Origin of the sequence: Sulfurimonas autotrophica DSM 16294, from assembly GCF_000147355.1 — a bacterium.
Lineage (GTDB): Bacteria > Campylobacterota > Campylobacteria > Campylobacterales > Sulfurimonadaceae > Sulfurimonas > Sulfurimonas autotrophica.
Genome location: NC_014506.1, coordinates 1402619 through 1421284, shown reverse-complemented (window position 1 = coordinate 1421284; position 18666 = coordinate 1402619). Strand labels below are relative to the sequence as shown.

Here is an 18666-nt window from a genome sequence, read left to right as displayed (position 1 = left end):
CTATTGAATAACAAACTCAGTAAAGTAAATGCCCTTTATCTGCCCGTCAGTAATCATAGAATTAAGTATGTCCATAATTTGTTCTGAAACTTTTTGCTTTCCTTTTTTAGAAGAGATTTCTTCTAAAGTTTTAGAACTCAATATTCTGATAATTCTGTCTCGAAGTACCGGTGCTTTTGAATCCAGTTCATGGCTCAGTTCAGGAGAGTCAAGTTCTAATGACATTGTTGCTTTTAGATATCTTCTTCCTGCATCACTTTTTAAATTGACTGTAAAAGTGTCAAGTGGGTATAACACACCGATATCGCTGAGTTTTCTATCACTGAGTGAACTGCTGGATGCGCTTCTTCGTGTTTTTTGATTGTCAACTCTTTTTTCTTGTGCTTGAGGAGCATTGTTTGTTACTGCTTCTTCATCTGAACCCATTAATAGTACTGCAACAACTGTACCGATTATAATGATTAAAACCAAAACAACGATTATGATAATCATCAGCATATTACTTGATTTTTTCTTTTTGGGTGCAGACTCTTCTGTTTGTTCTTCTTCGGCCATGTTTCTTCCTTGAAATTACGGTTTTATTTTTGTTAGTATATCAGAAATTATAAAAAATTATAAATTTAATTTTCTAATGTTAAATCTTTTAATGGTAAAAACTCATATGTATCTGCATTATAATATTCTATTTTACCGGTTTCTACATCATAGCACCAGCCATGTATATGCAGCTCGTCATGTTCAAATTTTTGTTGTACATTCGGATAGGTGAGAATATTTTCTATCTGCTTAATGACAGAGAGTTTTTCTGTGAGGCGCAGCAGATCTTCTTTTGGAGCATTTGCACCAAGACTTAAAATTGCCGACTTTTTAGCACTTTCACCCAGTTCGAGCCATTTTTTGGTATGAATAAGGTATGGGTTGTCATCCATCTCTTCATATAGATGTTCACATGCCCCGCAATGGGTATGTCCGCAGATGATTATTTCACCAACATTTAAAACGCTCACAGCATACTCAATGGCCGATGCAGTGGAATGGAAATCTTCATCAGGTTTAAACGGCGGAACAAAGTTGCCGACATTTCGTACAACAAACAAATCACCTGGATTTGTTTGTACCATAAGGTCAGGAATTACTCTGGAATCTGAACATCCTATAAAAAGTGCTTTGGGTGATTGACCGCTTTTTACAAGCTGAAGAAGAGAATCTTTATTCTTCTTAAAATAGTTTCTAAAAAGCTCATTCCCTTTGGCATACTCTTCGAGGTTCATGCTAAAATCCTTATGAACAGCAGGTGATATTTAAAGATTTCATAATCTCTTCAAAAATATCTCCGGTTTGACGGTCACAGTCATGATATTCAATAACTAAGACCTCTTTGCCGTTGGCAACTTTTGTTGTGTATATCTCTTCTGGTTTACGTGCATATTTTGCAATGATAGAGTCGACATGGGAACTCACACACTCTTTTTCTTCAGCTGTATCATAAGCAATAGACAATCTAGCAAATCTCTCTTCACTTCTAAACTCAGTATCAATCATTTTTTACCTTTTTGAAATCTTCTATTAAACTATTATACAACGAAATTCTGCAAATGTAACTTTAAACTGTATAAATTAATACCACTCTAAGAGTTTTGTTACTTCATCGACAATAAACGTTTTTATAGATGTTTTTTCTAAAGGTTTTTTTGATACAAGTGCTTTTGTAATATTTTGCATTTTTGCTTCTTTAAGTCTTGCATCAAGGGCATACACTTCTCTCACATCTCCCACTAATGAGACTTCACCGATAAAGATAGTCTCTTTTGAGATGGCACGGTCTCTAAAACTGCTGATAATTGCAGCGAGTATTGCCAAATCTGCCGCCGTTTCTGTAATTTTAATGCCACCTGTTATATTGATAAAAACATCATAACCCGAGAGAGGAATTTCTAATTTTCGCTCAAGCAGTGCTAAAAGCATATTTAAACGATTGTTATCAAAACCGGTGGCCTGCCTTTTGGCATTTGGCGTATGGGATTCTGAAACAAGTGCCTGTACCTCCAAAATAATAGGACGTGAGCCTTCCATAATAACGGTGAGTGCCGAACCGCTTTGGCTTGAGTTGCGGTTAAAAAATCGTGAAGCGATATCTGTTGCGCTCACAAGCCCCTCGGCTTTCATCTCAAAAACACCTATCTCACTTGTTGCGCCGAAACGGTTTTTAAAACCTCTGAGAATTCTAAGTTCTTGGGATGAATCTCCTTCAAAGTAGAGTACGGTATCAACCATATGCTCCAGAACCCGAGGTCCTGCAATAGAGCCTTCTTTTGTTATATGCCCTATGATGAAAATTGCCAAACCTTTTTCTTTGGCAATACGCATCAATTCAAAAGTAATTTGGCGTACCTGTGTGACGCTTCCCGGAGCGGATGTAATATTTTCTGAATATATTGTTTGTATAGAATCAATAATCAGAAAATCATAATCTCTATGTTCTAGTTCTACTAATATCTGTTCAAGTCGTATTTCACTCAGCAGATAAAGTGAATCATGATTTGATTCAAGGCGGTTTGCACGCATTTTTATTTGTGAAGTTGATTCTTCACCTGTAACATATAATACATCTTTAGCAGTTGATGCTATGTTTGCACCGACTTTTAAGAGCAGGGTTGATTTTCCAACACCTGGACTTCCTCCGATGAGAGTAAGGCTTCCCGGAACTATTCCGCCGCCCAATACATTGTCAAGTTCGGTATCAAGTGAAGAAAATCTATAAATCTCTTCTTCTATAACTTCATTGATGCTTATCGCTTTGGCTGATGATGCTGACGCTGTTTTTGTCTGCTTGACAACTTCTTGCTGATGCTCATTTAGTTCTACAAAACTATCCCAAGCACCGCAGTTGGTGCATTTGCCCATCCATTTAGGTGTAGTAAGTCCGCAGTGCTGACACTCAAAGAGTATTTTTTTCTTTGCCATAGTTATTATCTCTTATTTGTATTTGAAGGTATTGTAGTCTTTTTTTGGTTTTGGTAATAAAAATATGACATATTGTCATAAAAGAGGAGAGAAAAAGAGATTTACTCTTCTTCTATAAAAATTGCATCGAGCAGACCGTCGACAAATTCGTATTTATCAAATGATGTAAGGTTTTCTGGTTGTTCCCCTGTTCCAACATAAAGAATAGGAAGTTCCAAGGCATAAGCAATAGAGAATATGCTTCCTCCTTTTGCCGTACCGTCTAGTTTTGTAATGATAATACCGTCTATACCTATCATTTCATTAAAAGCTTTGGCTTGGCTTATAGCAGAGTTGCCCTGTGTACCGTCTATGATGAGAACTGTTCTTTGCGGAGCACCTTTATGTGCTTTATCGCAGATGCGTTTGATTTTTTTGAGCTCATTTGCAAGATTGGTTTGTGTATGTAAACGCCCTGCGGTATCAATAATGACGTTATCAAAGCCTTTTGCTTTTGCTGAGTCTATTGCATCATAGGCAACGGCTGAACTGTCATGCCCCTGTTTTGATGCAACTATTGGGATGTCGAGTTTATTTGCCCAAAGTGTAAGCTGCTCAATTGCCGCTGCACGAAAAGTATCACCCGCACCAAGAAGCACTTTTTTGCCCTCTTGCTTGTATTTGTATGCAAGTTTTGAAATAGTTGTTGTTTTCCCGGCTCCATTGACGCCGACGATGAGCTCTACAAAAGGAGGTGTGAACTGAGGCTCTGTATAAGAAGTATAAGCCAGTGTTGCCAAAAGTTTTGAGCGTAAGATTTCACGTGTGATTTTATCTTGATATATTTCATTGAGTATAATTTCAACTAAGGCATATTCTACATCGGCTTCAAGCAGAATATCTTCAAGCTCATCTTTAGTAAAGGTAATTTTTTTCTTTGGAGCGACTGTTTTAATTGCTTCAACAGTTTTGTTGAGAGATTTTTTTATAAAACCGAACATTTAGAGATCCAAAGCTTTTTTTATGTCGCTTTCTATGAATTCTTCTTCTGTTGCACCTTGATAATAATTGATAATTTTACCGTCTTTATATAAAACCATAAGAGGAATCCCAAAATCTTTTCCTAGATGTAACTGTTTCGCTATTTTATCAATTAGACGCATATTTGCACTTGAATTGACAAGTGTATAGTCAGCATGGTGTTGTTTTGCGAACTCTTCTAGTTTTTCATTCGGGATGTTGTTTTCAACAGTTACACCCAGAACAATGAGTTTGTCTTTGTATTTTTTTTGCAGGGATGCCAAATGAGATGCTTCTGCCTGACATGGTGGACACCAAGTGGCAAATATATCATAAATGACTACTTTGTCTTTCGCATCTTTTAGTTTAAGACCAGTATCTGTTTTTTCTACAACAAATTGTTTATTGTTGAGTGATGTCAGTACGATTTTATTTGTTGCAAGTAGAGAATTTGCTTCTTGTGTAGTGCTTTCTTTTTCTTTGGAACATGCCCCAAAAAGTAAGCCGATTGTCAGTAAAGTTGTTAAAAGTGGAATTTTTCTCATAGAATTTTTTGCCTTTGTTTGTTTATTTGTGTAAAATACATAAAATTTATGAAATTATAGCGATAAAGATTTAATATGACTCTTACAAAAAACAGTTTTAGGCAAATATGTCTTAAAAAGATAAAAAAATCATCAAAACATAACAAGTTCTATAAAAACTTTTTAATTAATAATGCATTACTTAAAGAATTAGAACATTTTAAGAGTAAAAAAAGGTTAAAAATCCTGTTTTTTTACCCGTTACCATACGAAGCAGATATACTTAAAGTGCTCAAAAAAATGAGAGAAAAACATGATGTTTTTGTGCCGTTTATGCAAGGCGAAAGCTTTAAGATGGTACCATTTAGATTACCGCTTAAGAAAAAAAAATTTGGTATTTTTGAAGCGGGAAATACAATACAAAATAATAATAAAATTGATATAGCCATAGTTCCAGCAGTGGGAGTTGACGGTAATTTACAAAGAGTTGGTTTTGGCAAAGGGATGTATGATCGTTTCTTTGCAAAATTAAAAGAAAAACCATATACTATTTTTGTACAGCCAGAACTTTGTCACACAAATAAATTAATATGCGATTCATATGACGTGGCGTGTGATGTACTTATAACTCCAAACAAAACTATACGAAAAGATGGCTAAAGTCTAAACAAAAGGGTTTAATAGATGTTAAATGAAATACTACTTGGTGGTGCAATTGCCACTGTAAGTGGAGTGGTAGGTTTTTTCATCTCTAAAAAAATAACCGGTGCAAACTTTGATATATACGTAGAACAAGCGGCTGCAAAAGCAAAAGCAATTGAAAATGAAGCACAAACACTCTTAGAACGTGCAAAACTTAAAGCACGTGAAATAGAGCTTGAAGCACAAAAAGTCTTTGACAGTGCCAAGGAGCGTGCACGTGCGGATTTTTCTCAAAGGGAAGATGCGCTTATACGGAAAGAACAAAGTTTTGAACGTTTTAAACAGGATGAAGAGAAGAAAATTCAGACTGAATTGAACAATATTAAAGCACAAAAAGTTAATTTAGAGAGAAATGAAAAATCACTTGCTTCCCTGAAAAAAAGATATGAAGAAAAAATAGATGAAGCTGTGCATACAATAGAGCACAGTGCAGGAATGACACAGGAAGAGGCTAAAAATGTTCTTCTTGAAAAAATGGAAGAAAAAGCACGCGGCGAGATAGCTCATATTGTAAGAAGATATGAAAATGAAGCAAGAGAGAAGGGTGAACGCAAAGCTAATTTTATTTTAGCGCAGGCGACGAGCCGTTTTGCAGGAGAATTTGCCTCTGAGAGACTTACCAATCTTGTTCATTTGGACAGTGATGAACTTAAGGGTCGTATTATCGGTAAAGAAGGGCGTAACATTAAGGCTTTGGAAACACTGCTCGGTGTTGATATTATTATAGATGATACGCCAAATGCAATTCTTGTGAGCAGTTTTAATCTGTATCGCCGTGCTATTGCAACGAAAACACTACAGTTGTTAATAGAAGACGGAAGAATTCAACCGGCCAGAATAGAAGAGATATTTAAAAAAGTTTCAGAGGAATTTGAGTCCAAAATACTTGCAGAGGGTGAGGAGTTGATAGCCCAGATGAACATCGGCGTAATGCATCCGGAACTTATGAAGCTTATAGGAAGACTGCGATACCGTGCGAGTTATGGACAAAATGCACTTGCTCATACACTTGAAGTTGCTCATTTGGCAGGCATAATGGCTTCAGAAATGGGTGGGGATCCTATTTTAGCAAAACGTGCAGGGCTTTTACATGACATCGGAAAAGCATTAACACATGATATGGATGGAAACCATGTGGATTTAGGTGCTGAAATTTGTCGCAGATATAATGAAGACGAAGTTGTTATAAATGCTATTTATGCACATCACGGACAGCAAGAGATAAACTCTATCGAATGTGGTGCAGTTTGTGCAGCAGATGCACTCTCAGCAGCACGTCCGGGTGCGAGACGAGAAGTTTTAGAAAGCTTTTTAAAGCGTGTAACAGAAATAGAAGAAATTGCATCACGTCATAGCGGTGTAAAACAGGCATATGCAATCAATGCAGGTCGTGAAGTAAGAGTAATTGTAAATGCAACTTTGGTTAATGATGATGAATCAATTTTAATGGCGAGAGAAATTGCTAAAGAAATAGAAGCTAGAGTGCAGTACCCAGGGGAAATCAAGGTGAATGTTATTCGAGAGAGCAGAGCGGTAGAATTTGCTAAGTAAAGTAGGAAAACCTACTTTACAGACTTGTCAATAGTAACAACAATAGCACCTCTTAAATCACCCATTTTATAGTGTTTTGCTTTATCTTGGGGATATCTTTCATCAATCGCACGTTTTAAATCTTTATTTTTAATATTACCATGACATTTTAAACAGACCTGCTTGTTTATAACTAAAGGCTTGTAATATTTGTATGTTTGTGCATTTACCTTTTGAACAATTTGTTTAGGCAGGATTACATGTAAGCTTTGTAACTTTTTAAGAGATGATAAAACCTCTTTTTCACTGCCTTGAGGCTGATTTACCGGGTTTCTGTATTTGGCACTGATTCTTTTGACCGTTATACCGCTTGGAAGCTTTTTGTTGACTTGTTGTGTCAGATTATATGCCTCTTGCGAACAAAAATCAAGTGCTTGCATCGGCCCGCCTGCTTTCATATGTCTTTTCATGTTTGAGCCCAGCGTTTTCAAGAGCAGCAGAGAACTTTTTTTGCCAATATTAACGACATTTTGGAATTGTTTGTCCTGTTGTTTTGCTTGCTGCGGTGCTCCAAGAAGCAGTGAACTGCCTAGTGTTATGAATGCTATTGATTTTAAAATATTCATTAAATCCTCCTAAATTAGAATTTTCTTTAAACAATTATAGCAAGACTTAGAATAATTTAATGCAACATTGAGTATAATTGCGGTAATATTTAAAGACAAGGGAGCACACCTATGGGTGAATTGTTTACTTTTTTCGGACTTATCTCAGAAGATAAAACGTTTATTTTTATGAGTCACATGTTGCTATCAGCTGGTATAGCTTTAATTTTAGCGAGAATGGCTATGTCAAACTTGCAGCTTGTACCTAAGGGAACACAAAACTTAATGGAAGCATACGTGCAAGGTGTATGGTCTATGGGTACAGATGTAATGGGTAAATTACATGCTCGTAAATATGTTGCTTTAGTATCAACTCTGGGTTTATTCATCGGAATTGCCAATATTATTGGTATTTTTCCAGGATTTGAAGCTCCTACTGCAATGTTGGAAATGCCTTTGGCACTTGCTTTAACTATATTTGTATATTACAACTTTGTTGGTATTAGAGAACATGGTTTACTGCACTATTTAAAACATTTCCTTGGACCTGTTTGGTGGTTATACTGGTTAATGTTCCCGATTGAAATAGTTTCTCATATTTCTCGTATTATTTCTTTATCGTTCCGTCTTTTCGGAAATGTAAAAGGGGATGATATGTTCTTGATGGTAATTTTAATGCTTGCTCCGTGGGTATTACCGATTATTCCATTCGCATTATTGACATTTATGGCATTTTTGCAGGCATTTATATTTATGATGCTTACATATGTATATCTGGGTGGTTCATTAATAGTTGATGAGACTATCTAATCCCTGCAATGCAAAAAGATATATATGAAAAGATTATAAGCTTTTTGCTCGGAGCATCATGGGCGGTCGTGCTTTTTGGTGCTCTTCTTATTTTTAAAATATTTATAAACTTTGGATTTGTATTAGCAATATTTGCCACTGTGGTATTTATTTTTATTTCTCTCTTCCTTATTCTTGCAATAGATGCTTTTTTGGTAAATAAGCAAAGATTGCAAGAAGCTAAAAAACAGACAAAAATCTTAGAAAAACTCTACGCTAAACATACAAAATAAATCTACTTCTCATAACGTCTTTTAAAGCAAAAATTGGGTAAAATAAGAGTAATTAATTTATTTTTCACAAGGAAATCTATGTTTGAAGTAGTTATCGGTCTTGAAGTCCACGTACAATTAAATACAAAAACAAAACTTTTTTGCTCGTGTCCTACGAGTTTTAATCATAAACAAAACACAAACACCTGTCCGACATGTTTGGCTCTTCCTGGCGCACTTCCTGTTCTAAACAAAGAAGTAGTGCATAAATCTATAATGCTTGGGACGGCTATTGATGCTACGATAAACAGAATTTCCTATTTTGACAGAAAATCATACTTTTATCCCGATTCTCCCTCTTCTTATCAAATTACACAGCTCTATACGCCTATAGTCGAGCATGGAAAACTGCAGATTGATTTTGAAGATGGCAGCAATAAAACTATTCGTGTAAATCGTGCGCATATTGAAGCAGATGCGGGTAAGAATATCCATGACGGTGATATTTCAAAGGTTGATTTGAACCGTGCGGGAACGCCGTTGCTGGAAATCGTTAGTGAACCTGATATGCGAAATGCCGAAGAAGTGACGCTTTATTTGAAAAAACTGCATTCAATTATACGTTACTTAGACATCGGTGATGCAAATATGCAGGAAGGTTCATTTCGTGTAGATGTGAATGTTTCTATTCGCCCTAAAGGTGATGAAAAACTCTATACGCGTGTTGAGATTAAAAATATCAATTCATTTAAATTTATTCAGCGTGCGATTGAAGTTGAAGTTGCTCGTCAGACAGAAGCATGGGAAGACGGAACATATGATGAAGAGATAGTACAAGAGACCCGTCTTTTTGACCAGGTAAAACAAGAAACACGTTCTATGCGTGGTAAAGAAGAAGCTGCAGATTATAGATACTTTCCTGAGCCTGATTTGCTTAAATGTGTCGTAACAGATGAAATGATGGATAAATATACAAAAATCCCTGAACTGCCTGATGCAAAAAAAGAGCGTTTTGTAAATGAATACGGCATGAATGAATATAATGCAATGGTTATTACCTCTTTGGTTGAGACAGCAAACTTCTTTGAAACAATGATGGAAGAAGAAGGTGTCACAGCCAAAACAGCTACAACGTGGCTGACAGTGGAACTACCTGCTCGTCTTAAAGGGGATATGAACATTACAAATTCTCCTGTAGATGCGAAAAAACTAGGCTTTTTAGTAAAGCGAATAGATGATAAAACAATTTCTGGAAAAGCTGCTAAAGAGGTTCTTGACTTTTTGATGGAAAATGAAGCAGCAGATGTTGACAGTGCAATTGATAAACTTGGACTCAAACAAGTAACTGATACAGGAGCAATTGAAGCGATGTGTGATGATATAATCAATGCAAACCCTGAAAAAGTCGAACAGTATCAAGGCGGGAAAGAGAAACTTTTTGGTTTCTTTGTCGGTCAAGTGATGAAAGCAAGCAAGGGAAGTGCAAATCCTCAGGTTGTAAATGAAATACTCAAAGCAAAAATAGGTTAATTATAATGCTAAAACGCTGGATATTAGATTTTGCTTATTATCTTGATACATCAAAATCATATCAAAAGCGTAAACGATTTTTTTATAATATTTTAGAGAATGATAATAATAAATATAAAAAATATGTAGATTTATTTATGATTTTACTCATATTTATCAGTGTGGGTGTGCTTATTCGAGAAGTAAAACATCATGTGAATGATGAATTGATGTTTTTTAGTAATTATGTGATTTCATTTATATTTTTTATAGAATACATGCTGAGATTATGGGTCAGCAGCAGTGTAAGTAAAATCATTGTTGCACGTGCTGAACATGATACTTTTTTACTGCGAGAAGTTAATCTGGCAAAGGCTTTTAAAGAAGTAATAAAAGTAAAATTACAATACATGCTTTCTGTTAAAGCTATTATTGATTTATTGGCAATTATGCCGTTTTTTCATGAACTACGACTTCTTCGTATTTTTATTCTTTTTCGTGTGTTTAAACTTTTGCGATATGCAAAAAGTGTGCAGACACTCTCTTCTGTTCTTGCTACGAAAAAATTTGAATTTTTAACATTGGGTATATTTGCCTCAGTTGTTATTTTTGTGTCTTCTGTACTAATATATGTAATGGAAGGCAACAATCCGGAATCTCCTATTAAAACTCTTTTTGAAGCAATATATTGGTCTATAGTAACTATTGCTACGGTTGGATATGGCGATATAGTTCCTGTAACACAAGAAGGCAGATTTGTAGCTATAATTGTTATTACGGCAGGCATTGCAGTTTTGGCATTTACAACATCTCTTTTTGTATCTGCATTTACTGAAAAACTGGATGAAATCAGAGAAATAAAAACAGTAGAAGATATTTCCAAACTTAAAAAATTTTATCTGATATGCGGTTATGAAAATGTATCACGTGAAGTAAGCAGAAAATTATCATCGCATGCAAATGAAATTATTATTATAGATGAAGATGCACAAAGAGTAGAAAAAGCAAAAAAAGATGGCTATAGAGCACTTAATTATAATCCGGGGAGAGTAGAAAGTTATGATAAATTAAATATTGATTTTGACAAGCAGGTGAAAGCTGTTTTGTGTTTACGCGAGAATGATATCGAAAATGTTTATGCGGCTTTAACAATTCGTTCATTTAACCAAAATATTTTTATTATGTCTCTTCTGGTGAGTGATTCTAATCGTAAAAAGTTGGAATTTGCAGGAATTAATACTATTGTGTATCCTCAAGAGTTGGTAGGACTTATTACAAAAGAGCTGATAGGGAAGCCTGTAGCTTTTGAAGTGATTCATGAACTCAGAAGTGAACATTCAGATGTTCAAATTGATGAACTTGGTATTACAGAGCGTATAGTGCAAAATTTTCCAACTGTAGGAGATCTTGAAAATGCCCGTTTTAGAGTTGTGCTTCTTGGCGTGTATAAGACGGCAAATGACAGATTTTATTTTAATCCTTTGGACGATACTCTTTTAGAAGTAGGAGATTATCTTCTAGTTGTCGGTTATCAGGTTTTTATTAAAGAATTTGAAAAATATTTACATACAAGAGTAAGCAATGGCTAAAACAACAGCATTAATATTCGGATATAATAAATATGCGCACGAAATTATAAGAAATGTAAAAGATAAATATAACAGCATTAAAGTTTTTTCTTTAGATGAAAATGATAAGGCAGAGGGCTTGTATGAGCTCGAATATTTTGATTTAAGTGATGAATGGGCAGATATGCAAAAGAGCGTGGATATGAAAAACTCTATGGCATTTTGTGTTTTGGAAGATACGGCAGAAAATATATTTTTGACTATATCTTTGCGTGCCAACTTTAAAGATTTGACTATTATAGCTATCTCTTCGAATAAAGAAAGTGCAAATAAACTGTTAATGGCCGGTGCAAATAAAGTGATTCCTCTTACCGAGACGACATCGGATATTATTACAAATATGCTTGAAAAGCCGATATCGCATAAAATACTGCATGATATTTTATATGAAAAGAGCAGTCTGAAAATTGCCCAGGTACAAATTGGTGAAGAGAGTGAATTTAAAGATGAGCAGTTAACAAGTATAGATTGGACACGATATAATGGCATTATAGTTCTTTCTGTTATGCATGAAGATCTGAAAAGTGAATTTATCTATTCTTCAAAAGCCAAACGTCATATTATAAAATCCGGTGATGTTTTAATAGTTGTCGGTTTTGAAAAAGATATACAAGATTTTGAAAATAAAATAAGGAGTAAGCGATATGTCAATTGGAGTCATTGGAGCTGGTAAATGGGGCAGTGCTTTAGCATTTGCTTTAAGTGAAAAAAACAATGTGCTTATAACATCCAGAACCCCTAGGGATTTGGATAATTTTGTAACTCTGAATGAAATACTCGAATGTGAATATCTCATTATTACAGTACCGGCGCAACAAGTTGCAGCTTGGCTTGAAGAAAATTTTGTATTTAAAAACCAGAAAATTCTTGTTGCTTCCAAAGGGATAGAAGCAAAAACAGGTAGATTTTTAAATGAAATATATGAAAAATATGTTCCGAATGAGAATATTGCTTTTCTTTCCGGTCCCTCTTTTGCATCAGAAGTAATGCAGTCTTTGCCTACGGCATTGGTCGTAAACTCACACAATAAGGGACTTGCAGAAGAATTAAGTGCGCTGTTCCCTTCTTTTATTAAAACATATACATCAGATGATGTTATAGGTGCAGAAGTCTCAGGTGCATATAAAAATGTGATTGCAATTGCTGCAGGTATATGCAACGGCCTTAAACTTGGAAATAATGCGGCCGCAGCTTTAATATCTCGCGGTTTGGTTGAAATGCAGCGTTTTGGGCTCTCTTATGGCGCCAAAGAGGAGAGTTTTATAGGTTTGAGCGGAGCAGGAGATTTATTTCTAACAGCTTCTTCTAGAATGAGTAGAAACTTTAGAGTTGGGCTTGGTTTAGCTAAGGGTCAAACACAAGAAGAGATTCTTGTGGCATTGGGTGAGGTTGCAGAAGGCATAGGAACAACTTACGCTTTACATGATATTTCTGTAAAACATGATTTATATCTTCCCATTGCAAGGGAAGTATATTTAATGTTAGAGGGTAAAAATCCAAATGAAAGTTTGAAAGACTTATTGACAAATTAGGATTTATATGAAAATATTAATAGCACTTGGCATAGGGCTTTTCTTTTTTGGTATAGGCGGGTTAATCTTTACCCTGCAACAGAGTGCTCTCATAGGCTGTATAGCTCTGTTAGTTACACTCTGGACAAATGAAGCATTGCCTTTGGGTGTTGTCTCTCTTTTACCCATAGTTCTGTTTCCTGCGTTTGGTATTATAGACACAAAAATGACGGCGCTAAATTATGCAAATCCTATTATATATCTTTTCTTCGGTGGTTTTTTACTTGCTATAGCTGTTGAAAAAACAAATTTACACTTACATGTAGCCAATAAACTCTTAAGTCTTTTTCCTGCAACACCAAGAGGCATGATATTTTCACTCGCTATTACATCAGGACTTTTAAGCTCGATTTTGTCAAATACGACAACAACTCTGTTACTTATAACCATTGCAATATTTTTAACAGAGAATACCAAATTAAAAATGCGTTTTGCACTTGCCATAGCTTATGGTGCAAGCATAGGCGGTATTTTAACACCAATAGGAACACCTCCGAATCTGATTCTTCTCGGTATAATGCAAGAGCATAATATGGAGTTGATTCCATTTTTTCAATGGATGCTGATGACAGTACCTTTGTCTGTTTTTATGTTGATAAGTGTCGGGTTTTTACTCAGTTACGGTGCAAATGACATACCGATACAAACCCAAATAGAAAAAAAAGTTTTAGACAAATCGCAAAAAAAAGTAATGTACTTGATGTTGGGCTTGATTCTGGTTTTGCTGGTCAATGCACCGATTCGACCCTACTGGGATGGTCTAGGGATGAGTGAAAGCGGTATATTACTCGGTTTTGGTCTGGCTCTTTTTATGCCACCCTTTAACATACTCAAATGGAATAAAGACAGTAAAAAAATCCCTTATGCAATCATGTTTTTATTTGGTGCAGGTTTTTCTATAGCAAAAGCTTTTTCTCAAACCGGATTGGCAGATGAAGTTGCTTCATATCTGCTAAATATGACACATCTCTCACCGTTAATGCTGCTTTTAAGTGTTGCTGTGCTTATTACATTTACGACAGAAATAACATCAAATACGGCGTTGATTTCTATAATGCTGCCTGTAATTTATTCTGTAGCCCAACAATCAGGCATAAATACAACACTCTTTATGATGGTAGCAACATTGTGTGCAAGTTATGCTTTTATGCTCCCTATCGCTACACCTCCAAATGCTATTGCCATGAGCAGCGGAGCTGTAAGTGTGAAAGATATGATGAAGTACGGCATAGTTTTAAACCTGCTTGGAATCTTCTTTATTGTACTTACAGCAGAGTATTTTTGGAAAAATATTTTATAAAAGGTGTTATTTTTTTAAACTTTTTTTCTTTTTGAGGTAGATGGTAAGGTCTTTCAATATTAAAAAGATGCAGTAGACCCACAATACATCTAAAATATAGTTGTGATGCAGTCCATGTGTCAGCATATACGGGTATATAACAGCAATCGGCCACTTCAAAAAATAAAAAAACAAAATTCCTACGCCGTATAATTCTTTCATAGTGTTATGTTATCAAAATATTATAAAATGTTTGCTAAGATTTCAAGAAGATAATAAATTTTTTGAAGGTTGGAAAAATGATAGTTCATATAGTGATGTTTAAATTTAAAGATGAAAATAAAGCTTTAAATATAGCAAAGGTAAAAGATAAATTAGAGAGTTTGGAAAAAAGTATAGATGTGCTTAAGAGTATTGAAATCGGCATCAACTTTAATGAGTCAGACAGAGCTATGGACTTGTCACTTTACTCAACATTTGAAAATGAAGAAGATTTAAAAACTTATGCAGTTCACGAAGAACATTTAAAGGTTGTTTCTTTCATAAAAGAAGTAACAGTCGAATCAAAAGTTGTTGATTACATCCTAGAATAAAGTATGACGATAAAATAAAATAAAAAATAGACTTAAATCGTCAAATTAGCTTTTTTTTATCACATCCTCTATATTTATTTTTGATACAATTTCACAAAATTATTATAAAGGATGAAAAATGTCAGAACCAAAATTAGAAGATATAGGTGATTACAATACTTTAAAGGGTGAGAAAAAGAGAATTGTGTGGGCTGTAATAATTGCAGGACTCCTTTTAGGAGTAATCTATATGATTGCGAATAAAGTCTACAACGATAAAGGTGATGCAATTCCCGTAAAAGATGAAATCACTGTAGTTCCACTCAGTAAAAGTATTCCTGTTAGATAAGTTTTGGCTATAATTTCTCAATTAAAATAAGGCGGTAATAGTATGATAATGACAATAGTAGGTATATACAGTTTGTATGTATTAGTAATGATATATACAAGTGTAATGCAGATAGGGTATATAAACCTTATTAAAAGAAAAACACCGGTTCTATTGTCTGCTGCAGATTTTTTAAAAGCGGGAAATTATGCCGTTACAAAAGAAAAACTCTCAATTGTAAATACTTTTGTTGATTATTTGGTTTTTATTATGTGGATTGGATTTGGTATAAAATATATTGTAAATGAATACTATACCATGGCAAATGAAGCGATGATGAATATAGCTATTGTTATGAGCTTTGTGGTTATTAACTATATTATATCTTTGCCGTTTTCTTATTATGAAAAGTTTGTTATTGATGCGGAGTTTGGGTTTAACAATTCAAGTCTTGGACAATGGATAAAAGACACTTTTATCTCTTTTATTATGACTATTGTTCTGGGTTCGCTTGTTGTGTGGGGTATTTATGAAATCATTGCAAACTTCCAGTTTTGGTGGTTATGGAGCTTTTTATTTGTTTTTGCTATTGTTATTTTGATAAATATGCTTTATCCGACATTTCGCGCAATGTTTTTCGATAAACTGACCCCGCTTAAAGATGAAGCGCTTGACAGCGAAATACAAAAACTTATGGATAAAACAGGTTTTGTAAGTTCAGGTGTTTTTGTGAGTGATGCAAGTAAACGTGACAACAGACTTAATGCTTATTTCGGCGGTTTTGGAAAAGCAAAAAGAGTTGTTTTGTTTGATACATTACTGAAAAAGCTCACGACTAAAGAGCTTTTAGCAGTACTTGGACATGAACTCGGACACTTTGCACACGGTGATATTTATAAAAATATCGCTTTAGTCGGTGCTATGCTCTTTGCAATGTTTGCGATTTTCGGTAATTTGCCGGATTCTCTTTATTTGGAACTAGGACTTGCAAAAGAGCCATATGTCATCATGATTTTACTCATGTTGTTTATGCCGGTACTGGGCTTTATCATGATGCCGATAATGGGAATAGTCAGTCGTCATAACGAATACGAGGCAGATAAAATGGGTAGTGAACTCGGTGGCAGTGCAGGCTCCATTGAACTTGCAAATGCTTTAAAGAAATTGGTGAATGAAAATAAAAGTTTTCCGCTTTCACACCCGTTATATATCTTTTTTCATTATACGCATCCTCCGGTGATAGAGCGATTAAAAGAGCTTGGTGTTGATGTCGGTTATATAGAAAAAAGCGGTACAGAGGGTAAATGCGAAGCAGATATATAGTAAAAGATGTACTCCGTGAAATAACACAAATACTGGGTCCTCATATACCAAGAGCCGCAAGAGAAGCACAGCTTCTTTTGATGATGCATCTTGAGGTAGATGAATTATGGCTGATTACCCATCAAAACAGTGAAGTAAAAGAAACACAGCAGCTTTTAAAATGGGTTGAGAGAAGAGTGAAAAATGAACCTCTTGAATATATCACAAATTCAGTCAGTTTTTACAGTGAAGAGTTTTATATAGATGAGGGTGCTTTAATTCCCCGTCCTGAAACAGAACTGCTTATAGATGAAGTTATAAAAAATGTACCTGATAAAAACAGTGCTTTGACTTTTGCAGAGGTAGGAGTCGGCAGCGGCATCATCTCTATAATGCTTGCAAAAACTTTTAAAAATTCTAAAATTATAGCTGTTGACATATCTCAAAAAGCTTTGGATGTAGCTCAGAAAAATATAGAAAAATTTGGACTGCAGGAGTGTATTGAACTGCGTCTTGGCTCATTACTCGAACCTGTTCATGAAAAAATTGACTATCTAGTTTCAAATCCGCCTTATATTGAAGAGGGTGTTGAGTTAGAATCAAATCTTTCATATGAGCCTCAAAATGCCTTGTTTGGCGGTATGGTCGGCGATGAAATTATTAAAAAACTCCTTGATGAAGTCTTAAAGCAAAAGATTAAGTTTTTTAGCTGTGAGATAGGTTATGACCAACAAGATAAAATACGAACACACATACAAAAAAAAGATTTTAAGGCCATAACATTTTACAAAGATTACAGCTCGTTTGACCGTGGATTTACATTAGAAGTATAGAAATTATAAAGGTTTTAGAACATGAAAAGAAATATTTATTTGGATTTTGCATATTTTATTGTTTTAGCAGCTACGTTTGGGGCTGTTTTGGTTTTAGGTGCTATTGTCGCTCCTGTAGTTTTTCATACAGATAAAATCACGGTAAATTTACTTATAGACCATTATAATGCAGGTATAATTATGGGCGAAATTTTTCATAAATTTTCATACTGGACTTATTTTGTAGCAGCTTTTGTAGCCATATATGAGTCAATGGCTTATAAAATGGGGCAAAGAGATGCTATAAGTTTTGCAGCAGCAGTTACGGTCATCTTTTCTTCACTTATGTTTTCAGCAGTTTATGTTCCAAAGATACTTTCAATGCAAGCTTTAGGTGCAGAAGCAACGCAAAGTGACACTTTTGAAAATATCCATATAGCGAGTGAAATAGATTTTAAACTCTTGGCTCTGGCTCTTTTGGTGCTGTTTGTAAGAAGATTAATGATTTTAAGAGTTCCTTCTAAGTAATTTTAACGCTAAATTAACACTATTTCGATAAGATTTAATTATTGAAATATATCTTATTTATTAGGTGGTCTTATGTCAATTTTTAAACTTTTTATTCTTTTTTTTATTTTTTCTACTTCACTTTTTTCTTATCCAAATTATTCACAAGCCGTAAAAGAGAAAAAGCTTTACCCTATGGGTGAAAAGATTTATAAGAAAAAATGTTTCCATGTAGATGTGAATAGTTACAAAAGCTATGAAGAACTTTATGAAGCACTTCTTGCAAAAAAAATTTGTCCAACATTAAATAAAAAATATGCCCAAGCTTTAAGTCTTTATTTATGGGATGTGAAAAGAGCGTCCAAACAACACAAATATTATAAAAAATTGACAGTTACGAAAAAGGATAAATGTCCTGTATGTGGTATGCTTTTATACAAATACCCAAGATGGATTTCGCGTATAGAATATAATGATAATAATATATCTTTTGATGGTATAAAAGATATGATGAAGTATTATTTTGAACATCCAGACAATATAAAAAATATGTTGGTGCAGGAATATTACACGCAAAAAGTTATAGATGCGAAAAAAGCCTATTATGTCATGGGGAGCGATGTCTACGGACCGATGGGAAATGAGTTGATAGCTTTTAAGGATGAAGAGTCTGCAAAACGATTCTATCTTGACCATAAAGGCAAGAAAATACTCAAATTTGATGAGATAAAACCTGAAGCAGTGTATAAATTAGATGAATAAAAAAAGCCGTG

Annotated in this window: 23 protein-coding genes; 15 read left to right on the top strand and 8 right to left on the bottom strand. The window is 34.6% G+C overall.

The genetic code is table 11. The features are described from left to right. From fliL to SAUT_RS07270, 6 genes are all read right to left on the bottom strand, one after another. Positions 1–555, bottom strand: a complete 555-nt coding sequence (gene fliL, locus SAUT_RS07295) for a flagellar basal body-associated protein FliL (RefSeq protein WP_013327243.1) — start codon at positions 553–555, stop codon at positions 1–3. 65 nt (positions 556–620) lie between these two features. Continuing rightward, the gene (locus SAUT_RS07290; RefSeq protein WP_013327242.1) at positions 621–1271 is read right to left on the bottom strand and encodes a carbonic anhydrase; all 651 of its coding nucleotides are present in this window, start codon (positions 1269–1271) and stop codon (positions 621–623) included. 10 nt (positions 1272–1281) lie between these two features. Further along, positions 1282–1542, bottom strand: coding sequence for a hypothetical protein (locus SAUT_RS07285; RefSeq protein WP_013327241.1), 261 nt, complete (start codon positions 1540–1542; stop codon positions 1282–1284). Between the two features lie 75 nt (positions 1543–1617). Next, on the bottom strand, positions 1618–2964 hold the full coding sequence (radA, locus tag SAUT_RS07280) for a DNA repair protein RadA (RefSeq protein WP_013327240.1): 1347 nt from the start codon (positions 2962–2964) through the stop codon (positions 1618–1620). Between the two features lie 101 nt (positions 2965–3065). Next, positions 3066–3944 carry a signal recognition particle-docking protein FtsY gene (gene ftsY, locus SAUT_RS07275; RefSeq protein WP_013327239.1) on the bottom strand — a complete coding sequence of 293 codons (879 nt, stop codon included), beginning with the start codon at positions 3942–3944 and terminating at the stop codon, positions 3066–3068. Continuing rightward, positions 3945–4508, bottom strand: a complete 564-nt coding sequence (locus tag SAUT_RS07270) for a TlpA family protein disulfide reductase (RefSeq protein ID WP_013327238.1) — start codon at positions 4506–4508, stop codon at positions 3945–3947. A gap of 75 nt (positions 4509–4583) precedes the next feature. Here SAUT_RS07270 and SAUT_RS07265 point away from each other — a divergent pair, with 75 nt between their 5' ends. Further along, on the top strand, positions 4584–5147 hold the full coding sequence (locus SAUT_RS07265) for a 5-formyltetrahydrofolate cyclo-ligase (RefSeq protein ID WP_013327237.1): 564 nt from the start codon (positions 4584–4586) through the stop codon (positions 5145–5147). A 24-nt stretch (positions 5148–5171) separates the two neighbouring features. Continuing rightward, positions 5172–6740, top strand: a complete 1569-nt coding sequence (gene rny, locus SAUT_RS07260; protein ID WP_013327236.1) for a ribonuclease Y — start codon at positions 5172–5174, stop codon at positions 6738–6740. A gap of 11 nt (positions 6741–6751) precedes the next feature. Here rny and SAUT_RS07255 read toward each other — a convergent pair whose 3' ends face one another. Then, positions 6752–7345: a Tll0287-like domain-containing protein gene (locus SAUT_RS07255; protein ID WP_013327235.1), complete on the bottom strand. Its 594-nt coding sequence runs from the start codon at positions 7343–7345 to the stop codon at positions 6752–6754. Between the two features lie 111 nt (positions 7346–7456). Between SAUT_RS07255 and SAUT_RS07250 the strand changes: the two genes are divergently transcribed. From SAUT_RS07250 to SAUT_RS07220, 7 genes are all read left to right on the top strand, one after another. Then, positions 7457–8134: a F0F1 ATP synthase subunit A gene (locus SAUT_RS07250; protein WP_013327234.1), complete on the top strand. Its 678-nt coding sequence runs from the start codon at positions 7457–7459 to the stop codon at positions 8132–8134. An 8-nt stretch (positions 8135–8142) separates the two neighbouring features. Further along, complete coding sequence (locus tag SAUT_RS07245) at positions 8143–8406, top strand: hypothetical protein (protein WP_013327233.1); 264 nt, start codon at positions 8143–8145, stop codon at positions 8404–8406. A 78-nt stretch (positions 8407–8484) separates the two neighbouring features. Further along, positions 8485–9915 carry an Asp-tRNA(Asn)/Glu-tRNA(Gln) amidotransferase subunit GatB gene (gene gatB / locus SAUT_RS07240; RefSeq protein WP_013327232.1) on the top strand — a complete coding sequence of 477 codons (1431 nt, stop codon included), beginning with the start codon at positions 8485–8487 and terminating at the stop codon, positions 9913–9915. 5 nt (positions 9916–9920) lie between these two features. Next, positions 9921–11483 (top strand): ion transporter, encoded by a 1563-nt coding sequence (locus SAUT_RS07235; protein WP_013327231.1) that lies wholly within the window; start codon positions 9921–9923, stop codon positions 11481–11483. Then, on the top strand, positions 11476–12195 hold the full coding sequence (locus SAUT_RS07230; RefSeq protein ID WP_013327230.1) for an NAD-binding protein: 720 nt from the start codon (positions 11476–11478) through the stop codon (positions 12193–12195). The genes SAUT_RS07235 and SAUT_RS07230 overlap by 8 nt, the downstream gene beginning before the upstream one ends. Then, positions 12167–13054, top strand: coding sequence for an NAD(P)H-dependent glycerol-3-phosphate dehydrogenase (locus SAUT_RS07225; protein ID WP_013327229.1), 888 nt, complete (start codon positions 12167–12169; stop codon positions 13052–13054). Before SAUT_RS07230 ends, SAUT_RS07225 begins: the two co-directional genes overlap by 29 nt. 7 nt (positions 13055–13061) lie before the next feature. Then, the gene (locus tag SAUT_RS07220; RefSeq protein WP_013327228.1) at positions 13062–14393 is read left to right on the top strand and encodes an SLC13 family permease; all 1332 of its coding nucleotides are present in this window, start codon (positions 13062–13064) and stop codon (positions 14391–14393) included. Between the two features lie 6 nt (positions 14394–14399). Here the strand turns inward: SAUT_RS07220 and SAUT_RS11175 are convergent, their stop codons facing one another. Further along, entirely contained in the window at positions 14400–14594 is a 195-nt protein-coding gene (locus SAUT_RS11175; RefSeq protein WP_083778307.1) for a hypothetical protein, read from the bottom strand. Between the two features lie 77 nt (positions 14595–14671). Here SAUT_RS11175 and SAUT_RS07215 point away from each other — a divergent pair, with 77 nt between their 5' ends. The 6 genes from SAUT_RS07215 to SAUT_RS07190 all read left to right on the top strand — a co-directional run bounded on the left by SAUT_RS07215 (position 14672) and on the right by SAUT_RS07190 (position 18655). After that, complete coding sequence (locus SAUT_RS07215) at positions 14672–14965, top strand: Dabb family protein (protein WP_013327227.1); 294 nt, start codon at positions 14672–14674, stop codon at positions 14963–14965. Positions 14966–15083: 118 nt separating this feature from the next. Continuing rightward, positions 15084–15293, top strand: coding sequence for a hypothetical protein (locus SAUT_RS07210; protein WP_013327226.1), 210 nt, complete (start codon positions 15084–15086; stop codon positions 15291–15293). A 42-nt stretch (positions 15294–15335) separates the two neighbouring features. After that, a complete protein-coding gene (locus tag SAUT_RS07205) occupies positions 15336–16595 on the top strand; it encodes a M48 family metallopeptidase (protein ID WP_013327225.1) in 1260 nt (419 codons plus the stop codon). Continuing rightward, positions 16577–17407: a peptide chain release factor N(5)-glutamine methyltransferase gene (prmC, locus tag SAUT_RS07200; protein WP_013327224.1), complete on the top strand. Its 831-nt coding sequence runs from the start codon at positions 16577–16579 to the stop codon at positions 17405–17407. The genes SAUT_RS07205 and prmC overlap by 19 nt, the downstream gene beginning before the upstream one ends. Before the next feature lie 21 nt (positions 17408–17428). Then, positions 17429–17914 carry a DUF4149 domain-containing protein gene (locus SAUT_RS07195; protein ID WP_013327223.1) on the top strand — a complete coding sequence of 162 codons (486 nt, stop codon included), beginning with the start codon at positions 17429–17431 and terminating at the stop codon, positions 17912–17914. Positions 17915–17986: 72 nt separating this feature from the next. Further along, positions 17987–18655, top strand: a complete 669-nt coding sequence (locus SAUT_RS07190) for a nitrous oxide reductase accessory protein NosL (RefSeq protein WP_013327222.1) — start codon at positions 17987–17989, stop codon at positions 18653–18655. Positions 18656–18666 lie beyond the last annotated feature (11 nt).